Origin of the sequence: Limosilactobacillus avistercoris (assembly GCF_014836425.1) — a bacterium.
GTDB classification, from domain to species: Bacteria; Bacillota; Bacilli; order Lactobacillales; family Lactobacillaceae; genus Limosilactobacillus; species Limosilactobacillus agrestimuris.
Window position 1 is genome coordinate 79,891 of record NZ_JACSQW010000005.1, and the last position, 20,848, is coordinate 100,738.

Annotated in this window: 22 protein-coding genes, 1 other RNA gene and 1 pseudogene; 6 read left to right on the top strand and 18 right to left on the bottom strand. The window is 37.9% G+C overall.

Annotated features, from left to right (window positions below; all coding sequences use genetic code 11):
• Position 1: 1 nt before the first annotated feature.
• The 8 genes and pseudogenes from xrtG to H9564_RS03160 form a co-directional block, all read right to left on the bottom strand.
• Positions 2–583 (bottom strand): exosortase family protein XrtG, encoded by a 582-nt coding sequence (gene xrtG / locus H9564_RS03125; RefSeq protein ID WP_191684083.1) that lies wholly within the window; start codon positions 581–583, stop codon positions 2–4.
• A 7-nt stretch (positions 584–590) separates the two neighbouring features.
• Positions 591–2,120, bottom strand: coding sequence for a TIGR03766 family XrtG-associated glycosyltransferase (locus tag H9564_RS03130; protein ID WP_191684084.1), 1,530 nt, complete (start codon positions 2,118–2,120; stop codon positions 591–593).
• Positions 2,113–2,688 carry a hypothetical protein gene (locus H9564_RS03135; protein ID WP_191684085.1) on the bottom strand — a complete coding sequence of 192 codons (576 nt, stop codon included), beginning with the start codon at positions 2,686–2,688 and terminating at the stop codon, positions 2,113–2,115. Before H9564_RS03135 ends, H9564_RS03130 begins: the two co-directional genes overlap by 8 nt.
• Positions 2,689–2,797: 109 nt before the next feature.
• Positions 2,798–4,933 carry an LPXTG cell wall anchor domain-containing protein gene (locus tag H9564_RS03140; protein ID WP_191684103.1) on the bottom strand — a complete coding sequence of 712 codons (2,136 nt, stop codon included), beginning with the start codon at positions 4,931–4,933 and terminating at the stop codon, positions 2,798–2,800.
• 355 nt (positions 4,934–5,288) lie between these two features.
• Positions 5,289–6,107, bottom strand: a pseudogene (locus H9564_RS03145) (aldo/keto reductase).
• 148 nt (positions 6,108–6,255) lie between these two features.
• Positions 6,256–6,630, bottom strand: an RNA gene (rnpB, locus tag H9564_RS03150) — RNase P RNA component class B.
• 14 nt (positions 6,631–6,644) lie between these two features.
• The gene (gpsB, locus tag H9564_RS03155; RefSeq protein ID WP_191336754.1) at positions 6,645–7,007 is read right to left on the bottom strand and encodes a cell division regulator GpsB; all 363 of its coding nucleotides are present in this window, start codon (positions 7,005–7,007) and stop codon (positions 6,645–6,647) included.
• A gap of 97 nt (positions 7,008–7,104) precedes the next feature.
• Complete coding sequence (locus H9564_RS03160) at positions 7,105–7,686, bottom strand: DUF1273 domain-containing protein (protein WP_191684086.1); 582 nt, start codon at positions 7,684–7,686, stop codon at positions 7,105–7,107.
• 300 nt (positions 7,687–7,986) lie between these two features.
• Here H9564_RS03160 and recU point away from each other — a divergent pair, with 300 nt between their 5' ends.
• Complete coding sequence (recU, locus tag H9564_RS03165; protein ID WP_191684104.1) at positions 7,987–8,601, top strand: Holliday junction resolvase RecU; 615 nt, start codon at positions 7,987–7,989, stop codon at positions 8,599–8,601.
• Positions 8,602–8,613: 12 nt separating this feature from the next.
• Positions 8,614–10,872, top strand: a complete 2,259-nt coding sequence (locus H9564_RS03170; protein ID WP_191684087.1) for a PBP1A family penicillin-binding protein — start codon at positions 8,614–8,616, stop codon at positions 10,870–10,872.
• Between the two features lie 150 nt (positions 10,873–11,022).
• On the opposite strand, the gene H9564_RS03175 is transcribed toward H9564_RS03170, so the two are convergent.
• The 5 genes from H9564_RS03175 to H9564_RS03195 all read right to left on the bottom strand — a co-directional run bounded on the left by H9564_RS03175 (position 11,023) and on the right by H9564_RS03195 (position 13,341).
• Positions 11,023–11,340: a type II toxin-antitoxin system RelB/DinJ family antitoxin gene (locus H9564_RS03175; protein ID WP_191684088.1), complete on the bottom strand. Its 318-nt coding sequence runs from the start codon at positions 11,338–11,340 to the stop codon at positions 11,023–11,025.
• Positions 11,341–11,471: 131 nt separating this feature from the next.
• On the bottom strand, positions 11,472–11,867 hold the full coding sequence (locus H9564_RS03180) for a type II toxin-antitoxin system HicB family antitoxin (protein WP_191684089.1): 396 nt from the start codon (positions 11,865–11,867) through the stop codon (positions 11,472–11,474).
• 21 nt (positions 11,868–11,888) lie between these two features.
• On the bottom strand, positions 11,889–12,080 hold the full coding sequence (locus H9564_RS03185) for a type II toxin-antitoxin system HicA family toxin (protein ID WP_191684090.1): 192 nt from the start codon (positions 12,078–12,080) through the stop codon (positions 11,889–11,891).
• Between the two features lie 62 nt (positions 12,081–12,142).
• Positions 12,143–12,460: a hypothetical protein gene (locus tag H9564_RS03190; protein WP_191684091.1), complete on the bottom strand. Its 318-nt coding sequence runs from the start codon at positions 12,458–12,460 to the stop codon at positions 12,143–12,145.
• Between the two features lie 14 nt (positions 12,461–12,474).
• Positions 12,475–13,341, bottom strand: a complete 867-nt coding sequence (locus H9564_RS03195) for a hypothetical protein (protein ID WP_191684092.1) — start codon at positions 13,339–13,341, stop codon at positions 12,475–12,477.
• A gap of 229 nt (positions 13,342–13,570) precedes the next feature.
• On the opposite strand from H9564_RS03195, the gene H9564_RS03200 reads away from it, so the two are divergent.
• Positions 13,571–14,029, top strand: coding sequence for a hypothetical protein (locus H9564_RS03200; RefSeq protein ID WP_191684093.1), 459 nt, complete (start codon positions 13,571–13,573; stop codon positions 14,027–14,029).
• Between the two features lie 79 nt (positions 14,030–14,108).
• On the opposite strand, the gene H9564_RS03205 is transcribed toward H9564_RS03200, so the two are convergent.
• The 5 genes from H9564_RS03205 to H9564_RS03225 form a co-directional block, all read right to left on the bottom strand.
• A complete protein-coding gene (locus tag H9564_RS03205; RefSeq protein ID WP_191684094.1) occupies positions 14,109–15,431 on the bottom strand; it encodes a hypothetical protein in 1,323 nt (440 codons plus the stop codon).
• Between the two features lie 32 nt (positions 15,432–15,463).
• On the bottom strand, positions 15,464–15,802 hold the full coding sequence (locus H9564_RS03210; RefSeq protein ID WP_191684095.1) for a type II toxin-antitoxin system PemK/MazF family toxin: 339 nt from the start codon (positions 15,800–15,802) through the stop codon (positions 15,464–15,466).
• Positions 15,796–16,044, bottom strand: a complete 249-nt coding sequence (gene mazE, locus H9564_RS03215; protein WP_191684096.1) for a type II toxin-antitoxin system PemI/MazE family antitoxin — start codon at positions 16,042–16,044, stop codon at positions 15,796–15,798. The genes H9564_RS03210 and mazE overlap by 7 nt, the downstream gene beginning before the upstream one ends.
• Before the next feature lie 173 nt (positions 16,045–16,217).
• Entirely contained in the window at positions 16,218–17,048 is an 831-nt protein-coding gene (locus H9564_RS03220; RefSeq protein ID WP_225209525.1) for an SDR family NAD(P)-dependent oxidoreductase, read from the bottom strand.
• Positions 17,049–17,522: 474 nt separating this feature from the next.
• Complete coding sequence (locus tag H9564_RS03225; RefSeq protein WP_191684097.1) at positions 17,523–18,287, bottom strand: Abi family protein; 765 nt, start codon at positions 18,285–18,287, stop codon at positions 17,523–17,525.
• A 171-nt stretch (positions 18,288–18,458) separates the two neighbouring features.
• Here H9564_RS03225 and H9564_RS03230 point away from each other — a divergent pair, with 171 nt between their 5' ends.
• The 3 genes from H9564_RS03230 to H9564_RS09090 all read left to right on the top strand — a co-directional run.
• Positions 18,459–18,923 (top strand): OsmC family protein, encoded by a 465-nt coding sequence (locus H9564_RS03230; protein ID WP_191684098.1) that lies wholly within the window; start codon positions 18,459–18,461, stop codon positions 18,921–18,923.
• Entirely contained in the window at positions 18,901–19,914 is a 1,014-nt protein-coding gene (locus H9564_RS03235) for a lipoate--protein ligase (protein WP_191684099.1), read from the top strand. Before H9564_RS03230 ends, H9564_RS03235 begins: the two co-directional genes overlap by 23 nt.
• Positions 19,915–20,074: 160 nt before the next feature.
• Positions 20,075–20,848 (top strand): transposase family protein (locus H9564_RS09090; protein ID WP_225209526.1); only part of this gene is annotated, 774 nt, incomplete at its 3' end.

A 20,848-nucleotide genomic window follows, 5' to 3' on the forward strand; every position in this document is an offset into this window, starting at 1 on the left:
ATCAAATACTTTTAACCCATCCACGAATAATCTGCGTTCTAGTAAAAACGTAATAGTATAGAATTACAACTACAACATAAAATAATAATCGTCCAATAATGGAATGAATTAAAAATAGATATTTAACTCCAAAGGTATTAACAATAAAAATTATTACTAATAATCTAATAATATCTGCAATCATTATCCATAGAGCTCCTGCTATACCAATAATCACTTTTTCTTTCTTGGAATATATGGGAAAGAAAATAAGTAAGCTTTCAAACGTAAATGTTTCAATAGCTCCTGAACATTCATAAGTAATAAATAACTGAATGCTAGTTGATTTATTCAAATTTATTAGGATTAAATTATATGGAATACTGATTGAAAATCCTGGTATCACATTAGACAACACCTTTAAGACTCCACTTATAGTCCTCGACATTAACCAGATAAAATACATATGCGAGAGTAAGGAAAAAACAATAAAAAGTCCCAAGCTACCGACTAAAAAATAAAATGCATCTAGATTGGCTCTTTTTAAGATTGTCAATAGATATACCCATATAATTATTCCAATAAGTAAGTAAATATTTAACATAGTTCTCCTATTTTTTGAAATATTTTTTTGATTTAGTCGTTAATTTCTTCGTATGGGTCTTAATAGTCCAAACTGCTTCCTCTAAGACTAGTGACCACATTATTAAGAACATCGGAAGAAATTGAATAATGTAACGACTTCTCCCACCTTCAAAAATTAGCAAATATAAGAATGCACCAATTATGCCTAACCTTAGACATTGAATAATAGATCCATCCGCACTCCAACTAAAGTTTAGAATTATAACAATACTAATCCACCATATTTGCGCTAAGAACTGGTAATTATGTAAATTTACTCCTTCTGGCATAGTAAAGCTTGTGAAGAATCCTCTTATTCCTTTTAAATTATAATTAACTCGTTGATTAATAAAATGCCCTTCTCGAAGCCAGGCAAATGTTCCATCTGAACTATTTAAGCCTTGTTTTCTTATTAAGAACGGCACATAATTAATACCCTTTTCACTTAATTCTTCACGAATTTTCTTTTGCGAATAATCAACTCGTTGATGCTTTGTTTGAAGGACTGACATCATTAAGGCATCATGAGCACTATATCCCCCATCGCCACTCATGCCAATTTGAATAAAGTGAATTGCTGGAACTTCTCTTCCGGGCAAAACCTGAACAATTCGTTGGTGTGAGATCTGAGTTTTAATAAAATTAAAACTCGGTATAAAGCCAATAGCAAACGAAATAGTAAACACGGTTGCCTTATACAAAAGTCGTTTTTTCTCTTTTGTACTGAAACAAAGACTCAACATAATCATTAAGAAAACTGCAATTACTGGAACAATCCCTGAAGGCTTCATATTATATATAAGTGTGAGAACTACTCCTGAAATAATTGAAGCACAAATTTTCATAGCTATGGAGCTATTTGAAACCCAAAATACACTCACTAAAAAAATAAATAATGAAACAAAAGGCAAAACCCAGTTATCTGTATAGGGAACAATTGCCATAGGATAAAGGATTAACCAAACGCTTTGAATATAGCAAATAAGGGAGAATTTAGCTTGATCCATTATTAATACCGTTCCAATATTTAGTAATGCCGATAGGTCAACTAAAAACACTGTTACACTCTCACATAGAAACCATGAAGAATTATGCAAAAGCGAAACTATCCAGTACTGAAACATTAATGGAAAAATATTATTTACATTAGAACTAAAATATCCTCTTATCTCTGCGTTTTGTGGAGTAAGAAGTGCGTTATGAATTGCCCCAGCATCAAATCCAATAACTGGATGGATACAGTATAGAAAAAGCATTTGAACGATTAATGCAAATACTAAAAAAAATAATGACATTCTTAATTGATGAACTACAAAGATCTTCTTCAGAATTTTCCTAAATCCTTGAAAAAAAGTTCCAATAATAAAGATAAAGATTAAGACAATTAGTACAATTGTATAGTTCGTTTCATATTCACCCGAAAGAAGTAAATTGAGGGAAAATAAAGAAAAAAGTAACGTTATAGTTATTAAGAATGTAAAAATATCCTTAACACATATATTTACAAATCTATTCATTTAAATATCTTCTCTTCCTGAAAATAACATAAACGGATGTAAAAATAAATCCAGTGGCTACTAAACAAAATGGATAAGTAGATACCCCACCACTTATTACCTTTAGATTTTTTCCATCTAATATGACCATCTTTTTAGTTATTGACTGCCCATTACTCTCACTGTTGTTTGGTACTTTTAATTCTAACTTTTTTAAGCGGCGACTAATACGTACATACGCATAATTTTTAAATTTTTTTTTGGAAGAATGACCACCAGTAAGCTCATATGATACTTTATGAACACCTTTCTTATGAAGTTTTGACAAATTAATAAGTTCTACAGTATAAGAGTTTTTTCCAAAATAAATTTTATATTTTCGTGGTAATTCTCCAGAACTGCTAACATAAATATATTCATATTTTCCTTGACCAGTAAAAGAATATTGGATTCTTTTTTTCCCTAAAATATACTTATTATTCCAGTCAGAAAACTTTCCATCTATATTAACTACATCACTAGCATAAATATCTTGAAATGACAATAATGTTAAAAAAGTAGCGACAAGTACAACAAAGATTTTTTTCATAATAAAAGTCTTATTTCCTCTATAAAAAAGGGCTCCGGATATTCCGGAGCTCTTTTCTTATCAGTAAGAACAAATATAATAAATTCTAGCTATCTTCTTTGAAAAGTAATTAGAATTCACGCTTCTTAGCAGCAAGGCCAAGACCAAACATAGCAGAAACAGCGCCTAATGCAACAACAGCAGCACTATTTTCACTACCAGTTTGTGGTAATACCTTTGAATCAGATTTAGCAGCTTCATTATACGTAGCAGCATAACTAGCTGAAGTGGATGCAAAGCTTACCTTATTAGAAGTTCCATTACCGGCGATAACAGCAGCATGACTACCATTTACAGTAGTTGAAGAACCGTTACTAGTAGTAGAACCATTATTGTTTTGATCATTATCAGTGGTTGAACCATTATTGTTTTGATCATTATCAGTGGTTGAACCATTATTGTTTTGATCATTATCGCTTGGGTTAGATGGTTGATCAGGATTTGAAGGTTGATCTGGTGTTACAGTTGAACCACCATTCTTCAAATCGTTCAAAGTCTTTACGGCTTGGTTGTACGCAGCTTGGGCTTGTTGAACATTTGCCTTAGCGTTATCAAGATTCTTTTGGGCAGCTTCAATAGCAGCACGAAGATCCTTAGTATCATTAAAGTTCTTTAAGTTAAGTTGGTACTTACTTTGAGCAGCATCCATCTTACTTTTAAGATCAGCTAACTTATCGATAGTCTTTTGAGCAGCACTAGTAGCGTTTGCTAAACGAGTATTAGCATCGTTAAGAGCAGCAGTCCGCCAGTTAACAGCACTATTAGCATCAGCTAACCATGCTTGCATATCAGTCAATTGACCTGTGGCAGCATCCAAATCAGCAGCAGCCTTAGCTTGATTTGCAATTGCTTCAGCATATTCAGGAGTACCAGAAGTTGCAGAAGCAACAGCATCAGCAGCACTAGTAAGAGCAGCTTGAGCAGAGTTTACCTTTACTTGTGCAGATTTTACAGAGTTTTGAGCATCTGATTGATCATTTACAGCACTCTTTAATGCATCGGAAGCAGCGTTAACAGCTGTTTGAGCATCCTTGTATGCTTGATAAGTTGCATCAGTATTAGCTGCATCACTAGCACTTTGGTAAGCAGCTGATGCAGCAACTGCAGCATCACTTAATTGAGTAAGTCCTTGACCAGTTGGAATGTTGTAATCAGAGCGAACTGAAACTTCATTGTTGTGAGCAGCGGTCTTAGCAGTAAATGCATTATCACGGTTAGCCTTAGCAGTTGCAAGAGCTGCATTTGCTTCAGCTAAAGCGTTGTTAGCCTTTGCAAGGTCATCTAAGAACTTTTGGTATTGGTTTACCTGACGTTGGTTGTATTCCATAGATGCCTGAATTTGAGCAATACTACCTTCAACATGTTCTGAAAGAGGAGCAGTTAACTTATTAACTTCTTCTTGGTAACCAGCTACAACCTTTTGAGCATTCTTGTATGACTTGATTAATGAAAGACGACGAGCATTGGCTGGTGTAAATACGTTCTTGTTGTAAGAATCGTATGCGCGTTGAGCAGCTTGTGTAGCCACATAGCCATCTGCATTTTCTACAGCTTTGCTTAGTGCCTGAAGGTGTTCACCTAATGGTTCAACTTCAGCAGTTGCTACTTGTGCTTGCGCGTGGATTGCATTCATGGTAGTCATAGCTTCACTCAAATTCTTTTGAGCAGCTGGTAATGCAGCATTAGCAGAATCTAGTTGACTCTTAAGGCCATCAACCTTAGCTTGCCAAATATTAAGGTTCTTAGCTGCACTGTGTTGTTCAACAGCTTGACTTGCTTCTTCTTGAGCAGTCTTTGCCTTTACTTGGTTAGCAGCGGCAACATTGTAACTGTGAACAGCACTCTTAACGTTATCTGAAGCTTGTTGGTTAGCATTAGCAGCACTTTCAACAGCTGCAACACCTGAATTAAGTGAAGCAGTTTGGTTGTATTGTGCTTGTGCTTGACTTAAGTTAGCGTTTGCTGAAGTTAAAGCGGCACTTGCACTGTTAACGTTATTTTGAGCAGCTTGAATTTCAGCTGGAGTAGCACTTGTTGAAGCAACTTGAGCGCTTTGTGGTGCATTAGTATCAGCGTGAACAGCAGTAGCATTAGTGTTAGCTAATACTAAACCTGCCAAAGCGGCAGTAGTAGCAAGTCCAGCATAAACGATGCTCTTACCAGACTTGTACATCTTGTAATGTAAAGCATTATTACGGTTTTCCATAATAATAATCCTCCCTTTGAATAAACATATAAAAAGTACTAATTGGATCCAATAATTACTTTGAATCACTGTTAACTATATTAGACTTGTGACAAAATTTCAACTATTTTTAACAATTTATTCTTCCTTTTGTAATAAAGTGACTGAGCATTTTACAAGAATTAGTTAATTTGTCAAATTAATTATTTGAGATTAGTTTGGTGTCGATAAATTAACATTTACGCTTTATTACATATACTTACCGTCATATCAACGACCGATGAGCTTAGTCTGGATTGATGTAGCTGGAAATTTACTATTAATTAGTGATTTTTACTAATCGAACCATCAGTGAAGTGACAGTTTCAAATTAATTTTAATAATTTTGTTCCTGCATTCCAGCCGGCCAATCATCAATTGATTTTTTGGCATCTAAGTCTCTTAACTTAGCCATTTCTTCGACATTTAATTCAAAATCAAAAATATCGATATTTTCTTCCATATGTTTTGTATTTGTCGTTTTTGGAATTACTACAATTCCACATTGAATTAAGTAACGTAAAGTAACTTGAGCTGGAGTCTTTTGGCACTTACGGCCAACCTCCTTTAATACAGGAATATCAAGGAAACCAGGATTAGCTTCACCCAACGGTGCATACGATTCATGGACAATGTTATTCTCAGTTAAATATTCATGCATTCGTTGTTGTTGCCATAAAATATGGGTTTCAATTTGGTCAACCGCTGGCTTAATCGAAGAATTATCAATAATCTCTTGAACTTGTGGAGCATTAAAGTTGCTCAAACCAATTGCCCGAACTTTTCCTTCTTTATATGTGTCCTCAATTGCTCGATAGGTTTCTAAATCATCTCCCATCGGCCAATGAATCAAGACAAGGTCGAAGTAATCCTGATTAAAATCAATTAATGATTGATCCAGACCCTTTCTTGTTTCAGTATAACCACTTATTTGGACCTTTGTAGTAACAAAGACACGTCACCGATCTAGGCCACTTTCCTTAATCGCTTCACCGACACCTTCTTCATTGCCATAGTATTGAGCTGTATCAATTAAATGGTAACCAAGACGCAATGCTTTAGCAACGTTTAACAAAGTAGTGTTTGGTGTAATTTGATATGTCCCAAAACCAAGCATTGGCATTTCGATGCCATTATTTGGTTTTACAGTTTTCATCTGGTTCATCTTCTTAACCCTATTATATTTTTTCTGTTTGTGGTTTGTTATTTTTAGTTTTAGTTAAAGTAAATATTTGCTTATTATAGAATAACTAAAATTTTAAAATAAAAAAGCCCGGGCGAACCCGGACTACCTGAATGCAAGAATCTGTAGGCCATGTTTTGTCGTAGTACAGCTATCAGGTAAAAGCTATACCGAGGTAATCATCTATCTCAGAGCAAAATGCTCTCCCCTGGAATCGCTTCAATTTGCTATCCAAAGCTCCCCTACCGTAGTTTGGGTTTACCGCTTGAGGGGTTTACCGCGTTCCACCGATAAGGTTTCCCCTATCGTATCGTCACTGTGGCACTTTTCAGGAATACTCGAACATAGTAAAACCGTAGTCGTTTCTTCCGCCGTTACCGAATAAATCGGCACCCCGCCTTATTTTTTCAGCGAGCACAAACACTACAGGCATCGCAGCCTGTGCGAGCATGGACCTTCCTAACATAACATAAGCTATGCTCAATTACCCAAGACTTGCATATTAAATTATTAAAGTAAGTGTGAGTCGTTCTCTTGACCGTTAGCCCCCATTTGGGAACCAAAGACCCGGCGCTCCAGGTTAGATAACCGCTTAAGGATATCCATGTTAGTAGCGTTAGAAACCGGTTGAGAAGCAGCTCCATTGTTCATTGATGAACCAACCTCAACTTGGCGGTTAAGTTCATCAACCTTAGCACGAAGTCGTTCGTTTTCACTATTTAAGCGATCAACTTCCTTGTTAAAGGTGTCATAATCCTTGATAACATCATCCAAGAAGGAATCAACGTCAGCTTCATCATAGCCCTTTCCGATGTTCCGTTCTTTGAATTGCTTATGCAAAATATCTTGTGGAGTAAATTTAATGTTATCCAATTTATACACCTCAATTGCTAAACTTCAAAAGTACATTAATTATCATACCTAACTCATTCCCCAAATTCAAGCAATTTCACCCGATATTCCCGAAATCCTAGAATTTATTTTCCTCTTCTGCGTCTCGTTGACGTTCTTGCCACTCAATGACGGCTTCTTGAAGCTCATCAAAATCAATTAATTGGTAAGAATAATCATTATTTTGTTGGAACTTTTGAATTGCTTGATAATCGTACTTTCCCTTTCCCTCATGATCCGGATCGTAAATCAACAGTGCTTCATCAGTATGAGTTAACATAAAGCGCTGAAAAGCACGCAATTGCTGAGGTGATTGATATGGATAATCACTGACGCTTGCACTAAAATCAACAGCTGATTGCAGATTAGCAAGTTTTGCCTGGTTGTTTTCGTTCCACTGTTGACCAAACTCGGTAAATGGCATCATCATTGAAACTTTCAATTGCGGATAAGCTTCTTTCAATTCTAATGCAACTTCAATTGCCCATTGCTCAGTTCCTAATTGTGGACCCGTAATCAGCCAGAACTCGTCATCACTTTCTTCTAACCGTTGCTTTAGTTCACGAGCAATCACATCTTTAATAACACTTACTTTAGGATCGTCATCCTTAAAAATATTTAGTTCATAACTACGGTAGCCCGTGATCCATAGGCGTCGCATTTGATCACCTCACTTTTTCATTATTATAGGTAGAAATAATTTTGTTCTATAATAATGCGTTCGCCGTGACCGCAATCTCCCCCTAATTTCCTACTGCAGCATAGTCAAAATGTGTTCGCCAGGGACTTGCTAAAGCTAGCAACCTCCTTCCTAGACGCAAGCTGCCTGCGTCAGGAGAAATTGCTAGCCAACCGCAAGTCCTCTGCTGGCTCACACTCTACTTTCATAATTTAACATTTCTGTATCAATCATTGCAACACAACTCTGGTATAATACTTCTAGTTAGGAGAGTGATCAATGGTGAATATTCACTATCCCAATGGTCAGAAGCCTCGAAAGGAATATAATCCACAACGGGACTTACCAACCCCTCACCAGTCCATTTACGCAAAGCGGGGAATGTCACTGGAGGATGAAATTAATCACAGTAACCAATATTACCTAGCAAACCATATTGCGGTCATCCATAAGAAACCAACGCCAATCCAGTTGGTAAAAGTTGATTATCCTAAACGAAGTGCGGCAGTAATTAAGGAAGCTTATTTTCGTCGCCCTTCCACAACCGATTATAACGGGGTTTATAAAGGTTACTATATTGACTTCGATGCGAAAGAAACGCGGAATAAGCGTTCATTCCCGTTAAAGAACTTTCATCCCCACCAAATTAACCACATGCGTGAATGCATCAAACAAGGTGGTATCTGTTTTGCATTTATCAAATTTACAGAATTAGATCTTATCTATTTATTACCAGCTACCAACCTGTTTAAATTCTGGGATCAGCAAGAATCTGACGGTCAGAAATCCATTCCACTCACGGCAATCGCAAAGAATGGTTACCAAATTGGGTACCGACTTAATCCTCGCCTCCCTTACCTAGATGCGGTGGATCAGATTATTGCTAATAAAAAGTAAAAGGAGATTATCATGTCGAATAACGATGAACCACGTCGCGAAGAACAATATCGTGACGATGGTGGTTACGATGATGGTCGCAAGCCATTATTAAAGCGCGTCCTTCTATGGATCTGTGGGGCGATTGTCCTCCTTTTCATTGCAGGATGTGCGCTATTTTTCTACTACGCTTCAAGCGCACCTAAGATTAGTCAGCGTGAATTATCTAGCCAAAATACGACGATCATTTATGACGCTAATGATAAAATCATTTCGCGACTAGGAGCGCAAAAGCGGGACTATGCTTCGGATTCACAGATTCCGGAAACGTTAAAGCATGCCGTCGTTGCAATTGAAGACCGGCGCTTCTATAAGCATCACGGGATTGATGTTCGACGGATCTTCGGTGCAGCGATTAACAACGTTATTGGTCGTTCAGACGGGATGCAAGGGGGAAGTACCCTTACTCAGCAGTTAGTTAAGCTTTCTGTCTTTTCAACGGCCCAATCTGACCGAACTTTCAAGCGAAAGGCGCAAGAAGCATGGTTGGCTCTCAACGTTGAACGTCACTTTAGCAAGAACCAAATCCTCAAGTACTATATTAATAAGGTTTACATGGGGAACGGGGTTTACGGAATGCGGACAGCAGCCCAATACTACTATGGTAAGGAATTAAATGAGTTGGATCTTTCCCAACTAGCATTGCTTGCCGGGATGCCACAATCACCGACTAATTACAATCCTTTGGCAGCTAATACCAAGTATGCTACTGCACGGCGGAACGAGGTCCTGAATGCCATGGTTCGTGCTGGTTATATCAGCAAGTCAGCCGCCCAAAGTGCAGCGAGCGAAAGTCTAACCGACGGCCTTGATCCTGATCATGGTGATGTTGAATCTAGCGAAACTAATGTTAAGGAAAAGATTGTCGATCCATACATTAAGGAAGTCCTCGCCCAATTGCAGGCAGAAGGATATAATCCAAATACCGATGGGTTACTGGTTCACACCAACATGGATCTTGGTGCCCAAAAGAAACTGTACGAGGCTGCTAACCACGAAGTTTCCTTCCAAAACGACCAAATGCAGGCCGGAGCTGCGGTTACCGACCCACACAATGGTCAAGTGATTGCCATGCTTGGTGGTCGTCACTCTAACGTTATCTACGGCCTTAACCGGGCTGTTCAACAAAACCGGAGTTCTGGTTCAACTGCTAAGCCATTGATGGATTATGGTCCAGCGATCGAATACCTCCAATGGCCAACCTTCAAGACCGTTTCCGATACCAAGTTCTACTGGCCAGGTACAAACAAGGTCCTTCATGACTTTGATAAGAAGTACAAGGGAAACATGACAATGCGGTCTGCCCTGGTTGAATCACGAAACGTGCCTGCCATTCGGACCCTTCAAGAAGTTGGGATCAAGCGGGCAACAACCTTCCTTGGCGGTTTAGGGATTTCCCAAAAGAAGCCTTACACCTTGCAAAACGGGATTGCCCTCTACATTTCACCATTGCAAATGTCTGCAGCTTATGCAGCCTTTGCTAACGGGGGAACTTACTACCGTCCTTACTACATTAACTCCATTACCACAATGGATGGAAAGACAAAGACCTATTCACCACACGGCAAGCGAGCTATGAGTAAGGCAACTGCCTACATGATGACCGATATGTTAAAGGGAGTCTTCACTAATTCCGCTTCAACTGGGACTGCTGCTTACCTAAGCGGTGTTCACCAAGCCGGGAAGACCGGGACAACCGACTTCCCTAACGGTGGTTCTGGTGTAATGGATTCCTGGATGGCTGGTTACACCAAGAACTATTCCATCGGGATCTGGACAGGATTTGATCACCCAATGAATGGCGGTGCAATTTCTAGTCAATATACCCGAACTGCGGTGCTTCTTTACAAGAGCATCATGGAATACCTGGATGAAGAAAACCACGCTTCTAACTGGAAGATGCCTGACACCGTCGAAGCCGTCCGGGTTAACGGGAAACGGCAATTGGTTATCAAGGATTCTAAGTGGGCATTGATGTACGGTGCTTGGACTGATGGCGAATCTGAGGAACGACCAAGTAATGGTAGTTCAGACTCTCGTTCTAGTTCATCATCTAATAAGAACGACCGGAGCGAATCAATTTCTGAAAGTCGAACAGTTGAAAGCATCTTGAACGGTGGATCACATGCTGAAAGTAATTCATCATCTGCAACTCAAAGCAGTAGTGCAAGTGCTCCATCTACTTCACCCGCACCATCTTCCCCAGCACCGAACGTTGGCAGTGGACAATAAATAAAAAAGACACTCACAAAATTAATCGTGAGTGTCTTTTTTGTTCTGTGGGATTGTTTCTTTAATCCTTTACCCTGCCAATCTTGTAAATGAAAAGTCTTCATCTTCTGTCTCCACAATAAGAATCGAGTGATACTTACCACCATTCTGTCATGTAATGAACGCAGTATAAATCTCATTAATTTTCATCGTTAAAAAATCCTCGATTTCCTTTTGCGTCCTTAATTTCTTTACTGGTAATTGCTTAATAGTATTTTTTAATTCTAAATTTGCCATTTGTTCTGAAGTTAGAGAAAAATCTAAAGGAATTTTTCCAGTGACCGCAATCTCATGGTATAGTCCATCGATAACAGCTGTCGGTGTTAACGCCACCTCCTTGACAACACTTTCAGCAATATTTTTAATCTTAGAGTCTACGTTTGCCTGTACTCTTGATTGTGTTTTCTTTTGCTTAGTAATTGCAATCATTCTATAGCACTTCGTACTCTATATTGATAATATTTTTGTATAATAGGTGGCAATTATCATTATAAATAGCAATAAATATACACAGTAAAGAAGTTAGAAAAATCAAATCCCTAACTTCTTTTTTATATATTCTATGCTTCCTTCATTTCTCTTAACGCATTAGTTGCAACTTGGGAAACATTAATGTTATTCTCTTTTGCCCAATTGTTCAATCCTTCGGGAAGGGAAATATTACGCCGAACTGTCTTACCATATTGATTAAGCCACTTTGCCATATTAACAGTTACCCACATAACAGAATCATGCTCACCAAGTTTCCACTTTGTCGGGTCTTGTACCTTTGGATATTCTGCCATGTCACTAATCATTGTTGCAATCGCGTCTTCTGCGTGGAGAACTGCTTCTTGCATCGTTTTGCCGTCCGTAACCATCCCCTGGATATTAGGAGAAGTGATTCCGTAATAATGTCCTGCCTCATCATTACACTCTGTTACAATTACTGGATAAATTAAAATTTTTTCTTTCATGATTAATAGTGGTATGCCAGTTTATTTAATCTTTAACTTAGCTTCCTGAATTATTTTTCTCTGTGTGAATGGAGTTAATTCCTTACTATGCATTGGAACTTCGGTCATTCGACCATCTGGGTGAACGAATTTGCGATGACCACCACTTTTAGCTACTTCCCTAAATCCAGCTCTAATAAGGTAGTGAATCATTTTTCTTGCCTTAATTGGCATACCTTTTCCTCCTTCTTTTATTATACACAATATATTGTGTATAATAAACAAATTTAAACAACTTATGATTCACTAGTACTAGTCTCATCTCTACCAGTTGCCTTAATTAATGGTACTTTCATTATCCCTTCATTACCAATCTTTAGAATACTATCAAATAGTGTCCTAGTAATCATACTTTCCGGCAGATTATAATTGCGCTCAAAATTTCTTAAATTCCAATTATCCGCAATTGCTCTCTGACCACGTGATTCTAATCCAGTTATCACAGAATTAGCTGCTATCTTTTTAGGAATCTTTTTTTCGGTTTGCCATTGAACAGCATAAGCTACTGAAATGTAAATCAATCGCCAAATCTGACCAATTGAGAAATCTTTCAATAGATTATTTAATACTATATTGGTTTTTTGCCAGGATTGAATTTAAATCCAACAGCATTCATTCGATAGTTCAAATATTCCTTGCACTCCGCTAAAGCTAACTCTCGCCAAAGGCCTAAGCTTACTTTTGGTTCCAAAAAGAATTCTTTTGACTCAGGATACTCCAAAGTCTCGATCAATTGATTATGATTATCATCCTTATCTTCTATGTTAAGTAAATAGTTAACTTCATAAATATAATATGTTTCAGGAAAATCCTCGTCTACGAAAGCATCAAGTGATGACTCTGGATCAACCACGATTATCTTTTTAGATACTAGACTCGCTAAAATATCCTTATTCATATCAGCTAGCGGTGAAAGCTTTCCCTCTTCTAATTTACTGCCTAATATCTTAGTCGTGTCTTCATTTAGTCCCGTTCTAAGCACAGCTGCCAATAATAGCCTGTCCCTCAGAGTAAGATCCTCTACACTGATTTTTTCTTTAGGAATTAAGTATGTTTTACGGATCTTATTACGTAAACCCTGAAAGTACTTTCTCTCCTCTTCTAAACAATTTTTACAACGACAATATGGTGAATTCTTATGTCCACAAACAGGGCAGTATGGTTCTCTGTTTAATCCAAGACTATCACGACTATGAGGATCTACAATCATCAATTCATCGTCATATTTACATTTCTCATCGGTTACTATCGGTGGAAACTCACTTACCAATTTTGAATTAAGTATGTTTAGGTGATACTTTGCTACAATATCTTTTACCTTCGCCTTATTTTCATAATATTCTGTAACTATTTTTTTGATTGTTTCTTTATCTAATTTACTTAACTGCTTACCTAGTCGCTTCCAATAAAAAGTCAATTCTTTATCATTATCCATGGTATTCTCCTTTGTCTCGAACATATGTTTTGCATAATAATACATTACCCTTCTCAAAATATCAAACATTTGTTCGGAATAGTGGCTAATAATACAGTATACTTTTGTTATAATGAAATCACTATTTAACTAAATTATTAAAAATAATGTCGAATTACTGTACCGACTACCAATATCAGTACCTTTCTATCCGCCACCTACACTCATCATTCACAAGGAGGACTTCTACTTGTTTCATCAACTTATCTTTATAATTCTGCTTCTCGGTATCCTCATTCTCGATACTTTTAGCGATTCACGACTTTACTACCATCTTCTATACAAACGGGACTACCTTGAATGGCGGAGCGGTGATTTCAACGATTACCAGGATATTCGCGCTCTTATCGGTGAACGGAAATTTAAACTAATGATGACCGCTCTCTTTGGCTTCTGTGTTTTGTGCGTTCTCTTACTCAGCTTTGCCCTCTATCGCCTCTCGTTTGCGTTTAATCAGCCATTCTTAACCCATCTTGCATTGACATCATTACTGCTCACCATTCTGGGTCAAGGAGTTACCCTCTGTACCTTCCCTCTTCCCGGGATTACCAATATTAAGCTATCACGGTCCAGGATAATTGTTGATGTCATCATTACAATTCTGAACTACCTTTGTCTGGTAGGGATGCTCCTCCAAATCGTTCTATGATTTTCCCTCAAAAATCCCCCTAAGCCCAATGCTCCAGCTAACCGAAGCATCAATCTTAGGGGGATATTAAGTTTTAATATCAATCTAGTGATGGAATATCTAGATCAACAATTTGCTGTTGCAACCGATCAGCAGTTTTTTGATCCAGGTCTTCATTTGCTAACAGGAAGAAGATCAATTCCAGCGGATCAACCTGGGCAGACTTAAGCAGCTTAATCAAGCGCTTATTAAGTGTCTTTTGACCGTCAAGTAGTTCAAAAGCGTTCGGCTGCATTAGTCCCTGGGCTGGCGTAAATCCACGTAAGGCCCACCTTGGCGTATTATTATAAAACGCAATTATTAGCTGAATAAACCTTTCAAGGGCATCCCGATCCGAACAACCGTAACCATCACTGAGTAGCATTTCATTAATTTCATTAAATACCTCACTAATTTTATCCTTGGTCCACGTCCGAATAATCTTAACGGTTGCCTTAAGGTATTTTTCTAACTTTGCCTGAGAAACTCCCAGCGTATTTTGGTAGAAATTCCGTAAAGCTGTCCTGAATGATGACGGTTCAACGTAACCTTCTTCAGCATATTTTAACAAGCTAGTTTTCTTCAGAATCGCAAAAGTCATCCCCAGCGTTTGCTCATCAAGCCAATCTAGTTTTTCCGGGTCGTTCATTAATTCTGAATGAACGATTCTTGGTTGCGCGAATTGATCAATCACAAACCCAGTTTCATCAGTTTTGAATGACAACCGCTCAATCAATTCAATAAATTTATTAGCCGGTAATTTTAATCCCGGATTCTGCCGACAAATAATTCGGTAAGCTTGATCACACGAAATCATTCCGTACAGGTTTGCGAAAGCGGTGAAATAGTCTTTAATTAGCGCGTCAGTCTCTTCATCAAACACGGGCTGAGAGTCATCCAATTGATCCTGGAGGTATTCAATCTCTCTTCTTAAACTCGCACTCATCCTCGCCGAACCTAACTGCGGCTTTATGGATTCCGTAACTCGGCTATTCAACCCTTTGCTAACCAGCTGTTGATCTGTTAAAAAGCGGTAGAACTTCTTTAAGGCAGTTTTCGTTTCCCGCATTTCGTTAGTAGTAAAGCCTTTTGAAATTGGCGATTCGAGGTCTAGAACCTCTTCGCCAAAAAGCGTTTCAAGATGATAAGCCAAATACTCATTTAAAAAGAAGGTTAGGTTTCGTTGATGCTTTTTCACCGTCTTTTCGGTATATTTACCTGCAATACTTTCAACAAAAGCATCAATTAATTTCTGGTTAAGGCTCTCCAACTTTGCGACCTGACGATCATATTGTTCTGGTTCTAAATCGAAGGAATCTCCTTTATGCTCTTGGATATATTTAATTTGGTTAATGGTGTTTTGAAGAGTTAAATCTTTGGACATGGAATCTCCTTATTTATCTACTAATCTAATATTTAAATTATCAATCGTGTTTTTTTCTGCACTTCGTCAAATATATCGACTGGCACCATTTCTACAAATTGCCACTTTCGTTGATTAAAATCAAATGATTTGATCTGTTCAATATAGACTGTGCCGTCAATTTTAGTTCTCTTATCTAATTGAACATGAAGTGGGTAATCTTTACCATTAAAGGTCCCGTGTGAAATAGGAACCACCCAAGCAAACGGTGACGTCTTTGCTAACATATCATTACTGACGACAACCGCTGGGCGACGCTTTTGAATTTCTGCGCCTACCGAAGGATCAAAATCAATATAGATAATACTGCCACATTGGGGATAATCTACCATAATTCCTCGCCTTCTGGTTTTGTCTCTTGCCAATCTTTTAAGTCGTCTGGCATCTGATATTCACCGTACCAGTCCTTAAAAAGTTCCTCGATTGTTGATGGTACTTTTTTAGTAGGCGTTAAAGTCAAAACGCCGCCTTTACCCTTAGCAAATCGATATTCAGTCCCCGGCTTAACATTAAAGGACTTCGGAATTGTTACTACCGTTGCATTACCCTGAATTCGTGCTTTTACTGTATCCATTTTTCCACCTTCCCTTTTATTTTATTATCACCTATTATAGCACCAGTAATTATAAAAGTAATTACTTACCAAAATTATATAAACAAATTACCTATTATACGCTCATCTAAAAACCAATCCCGACGCCCACTCTCCTTCGAGTAAGCATCGGGATTCTTCATTTCAACTTAAATCTACTTCTTCAAAATGTCGTGGATATTCTTTTGTGGAATAAACGAGTTCGTACTCCAGCCACCATCAATTACGAGATCGGCGCCAGTCATAAACTTAGACTCGTCGGATGCCAGATATACAAAGGCGTAACCAATATCATCGGCCTCCCCGGCATATGGTGGCAGATTAATCTTCCCCTTGTGGATTTCACCCATTGCGGTCTGCGATTCAACACCAGATTCCTTAACCATTCCGGTAAAGATTGGTCCTGGGTTGATATTATTAACTCGGATATTATATTGGGCAAACCACTGGGCGGCGTGCCGGGTCATGGCATCAACCGCACCCTTTGAAGCACTGTAAGAGACACTTCCGGCATCGGAATAACCACCCATCAGCGCGGCAACGGAGGAAGTGTTGATAATTGAACCCTTGCCGTGGCCATCATTGTTCTTCATCATTACAGGGATCACTGCCTTCATTCCGAGCCAAACACCCTTGGCATTGACGCCCATGACTTGATCCCAGTCTTCTTCAGTCGTCTCAAGGATTCCTTTAGTAATATGGGTTCCGGCATTATTAATCAAAACGTCAACGGTCCCGTACTTCTGTTGAGTTAGATCAACGACCTTCTTCCAATCAGCAGCTTTGGAAACATTCTGTTGGACCGGGGTAATCTCACCGCCATTGTCGATCAATGGTTGAACGTTCTTCTTCAAATCATCAATCTTGTAATCGGTAGCGACGATTTTAGCTCCTTCCTTAGCCATTAATTTTACACCAGAAAGCCCCATCCCATGGGCAGCACCAGTAATAATTACAACCTTATTTTCTAAGCGTCCTGACATCATTAACATCTCCAATTTAATTCGAACGTAATCGCTTACAAGTTCATTATATCACTAAGCACATTCTGGTTATTAGAACTTCATTTAAAAGCAAAAGGAGCCACCCAAATTGGTTGGCTCCCTTATTAAAAACTGGCGTCGGCAAATAAAGATCTTTAAAGTAACAAAGCCCCAGACTTATCCGGGGCTTCAAGCGCAGGCACCTTTATAAAATGGCCCTACACCTTAATACGATGTAATCCTACAGTAGATTATTATATTTGTCAATCGTCAATATATCTCTTTAACTGTCTTATCTTTAATTGAAGACTTTCACCAATTATAAGATTATATACAGAAAATGGTAATGGTTCTCTTTCAATATCTTGATTTTGAGTAGCTTGATATAAAAGATTAACAGCCCTCTCAAAATTATGTATATACTTTTTAACTTGCTTTTCGAATTACCACTTTCCTTTAGAAAAATTAATAAAAGAGCTAGATAATCAAAAAGTACATCGTTTCTTTCAAATTTCTGGCAACGCCATGTGTATGATCTCTAAATCTACAATCGAATATTATATGATTATGAGCAACCGCATTTCTAAGATCCTTAATTAAAAAGATTGATTGATCTACTGCTTTAACATTCTCGTCATATTGAGAATCATATATACGCAAAAATTCTGCGACTTTTCGTTTATCATCTTTATCTAAACAAGAGACATAATTTCCAACATTGCCAAGACTAATTACTTCAAAAAGTGCCCATAGTGGGACTGACTTATTTTCTTCAATATAGTGCTTAATTACTACATTATTGTTTGAATAAGCAAATGCTATTTTAGAGTCAAAATCATTTTTTAATCTTAATCGCTTGTTAATACTTTTAGTCCTTGTTCTACCACATTGAGAACGATAGAAAGTTAATTTTTCCTTATACACATTCTCAAAAGAAGGATCAATATTTAATACCGAAAAATTAACTATCAAGTTCTTTATAAGGGTTTCAAACATCATAGATAAAGGATAAAAAATTTCCTTCATTTGCTGATCAAAATTGGCGATCGCAATAATTTGATTGAAATCATGAATGCCAGAAAAAGGATGTTCAACATCCCTATAAAATTTATATCCTTTATACCCATGATAATAACTAATGTTGATAAGCTTTTTCTTATCATCTGAGCCGCTTATCTCAATATTATGGCTGTCACGAATATGCTTCATTAAACTATCAAATGATTTTCCTTTTTTTACCATCGGACTATCTCCATAATCATTTATTACCTAAATTTTATCTTATTATATGCCTATAATCAAACGTATGTTCGAAAAATCTGTATCGATTTCTCAGCAATCCCTCTCCACTTATTTAACTCCCCTCGGACATGCACTATAATAAAATAAGTAAATCCAAAGGAGGCTCATCATATGGCAGAAAAAGTATTATACCAAACAGTCGTCGAAAACGCAGCTGGAATTAGCGGTCATGCAAAGGTTATCCAAGGCGGTACTTTAGATGTTTTAACCAGTAATCCCATTCACGATAATCCTGGTACCAATCCAGAACAGTTAATCGGGCTGGCATTAGCAACTTGTCTCAATGCCACAATTGAAGCAGAAGAAAAGCGTCGTCAGCTTCCTCACAAGAGCATTGTTCGTGTGGGGGTTCAAATGGGATTCGACAATCCTGGTTTTCAATTCTGGCTAGATGCCCAGGTAAAGATTCCCCAGGTTAGCCATGACGAAGCAGTAGCGATCCTTAAAAAAGCGGAAAGCCGTTGTCCTGTCGCCAAGCTTCTCAAAAATAGTGAGAACGTCACTGTTCACTTAGTTGATCATTTTAATTTTAATGAAGAAAAAGAGGATAAAAATGAAATATCTTGTAACCGATAGCCGAGATATTCGGTATAATCTAGCACTTGAAACATACCTCATGGAACATGCCAACTTAAATGAGCCGATCCTTTATTTCTATATCAACTCACCATGCATTATTCTAGGAAGATACCAAGATGCTTATGAAGAAATCAACCAAGATTATGTAGAGCAAAATAATATCATCGTGACACGACGGACTTCTGGCGGTGGTGCAGTTTACGATGATCTGGGAAATGTTAGTTTTAGCTTTATTACCAAAGATGACGGTGATTCTATTGGTAACTTCCGTAAATTTACCGATCCTGTTATCTCCGCCCTCCATAAACTCGGTGCTACTGAAGCTGAAATGACTGGTCGAAATGATCTTCAAATCAACGGGAAAAAGTTTTCCGGTAACGCTATGAAAACTGAAAAAGGGAGAATGTTCTCGCACGGGACCTTAATGTACGATGTTGACCTGAACGTCATCGAAAACGCCCTTAATGTCCCCGCCGATAAGATTGCTTCGAAAGGAATCAAATCAGTCCATAGTCGCGTAACAAATCTCAAGCCATTCTTCAAGCCTGACTTTCAGAATCTTACCATCGAAGAATTTCGTGATACCCTGGCGAAAACAATCCTCAACGTTGATGACCTAAATGATGCGAAAAAATACGAACTAGATTCAGACACGAAACACGCCGTTGAAGAACTAAATCGGTCGGTATTTAGTAATTGGGATTGGATTTACGGTCAATCACCAAAAGCCGCAATCCAACACCGTCAACACTTCACCCAGGGAACCGTTGACTTCCGTCTAACAATTAAAGACGGTCGAATAGCAGACTTAACAACCTATGGGGACTTCTTTGGGCAGAAGCCAATCGAAGATTTTGAAAAACAATTAATCGGGATACGTTATGAACGAAATGATATCCAAAAAACACTAAGTCAAATTAACCTTAGCGACTATTTCGGTAAGATTCCGGAGAAAGACATTCTAGACTTACTATTACGACAAGAATAACAAAGCATAATATTAAATTAATAAGGGGATGAATCGCCAACTTTGGTTCTACAATTTTAAGTACTGATGAACTTAACATCAGTGCTTATTTTAGTTAAATTTAAAATAAAAAACGAAAGATGGCTGTCCCCCGTCTTCGTTTAAGAAAGGACCATCTTTCATGGACAATAATATCAGATTCCTTCTCGGCATTAAAGACCCTCATCTTGAAATTGACCCTAAATTTGGTAAAAACTACATCGCTAAACAAGGAACTTTTATCGTTGCCCACCTAATCCAAACCTACTCCGTAAGTTGCCCTAAATGCGGGCAACCGATGCTCAAAAACGGTTTTAAAACAGTCAACTATTTACATGATAGTGCTCATGGTGAACCAGTAATCTGGTCGATTCGTAAACAGAAATTTATATGTAAACGTTCAGCTAAGTGTCCCCACTGTGTAACCAGATTAGCGCAAGTAACTGACGTTGCCTTTCATCATCATATCGCTAAGATAGTCAAATCACATATTGCTTATAAAATAACTAATAATGAATCACAAAAAGATATAGCGAAGGATTTACACGTTTCTGATTGGACTGTCCGTCGTGTCATTCAGGGATTAGATCATTTCTTTCAGCCTAACTTTCATTGGTTACCACGCCATCTTGCTTTTGATGATTTTAAGTCTGGTCGCTTTGCGCCCAGCGGTATGAGTATGATTTTAATGAATATTGAGAATAAACGTACTCTAGATATCCTTCTTTCCCGACGTAGTCGCTATTTAAGAACTTATTTCTTACGTTATGGTAGTGGCAGTCATGAATGGCGAGCCCTTAAGCATTATTTGAAACTGTTAGTTACGCCTGCTGGCAATCTAAAGTACGACAACTACTGGTCACGACGTAATTTTGCGTATGCTCAATTAACTGATGTTGAAGTAATTCATCGTCTA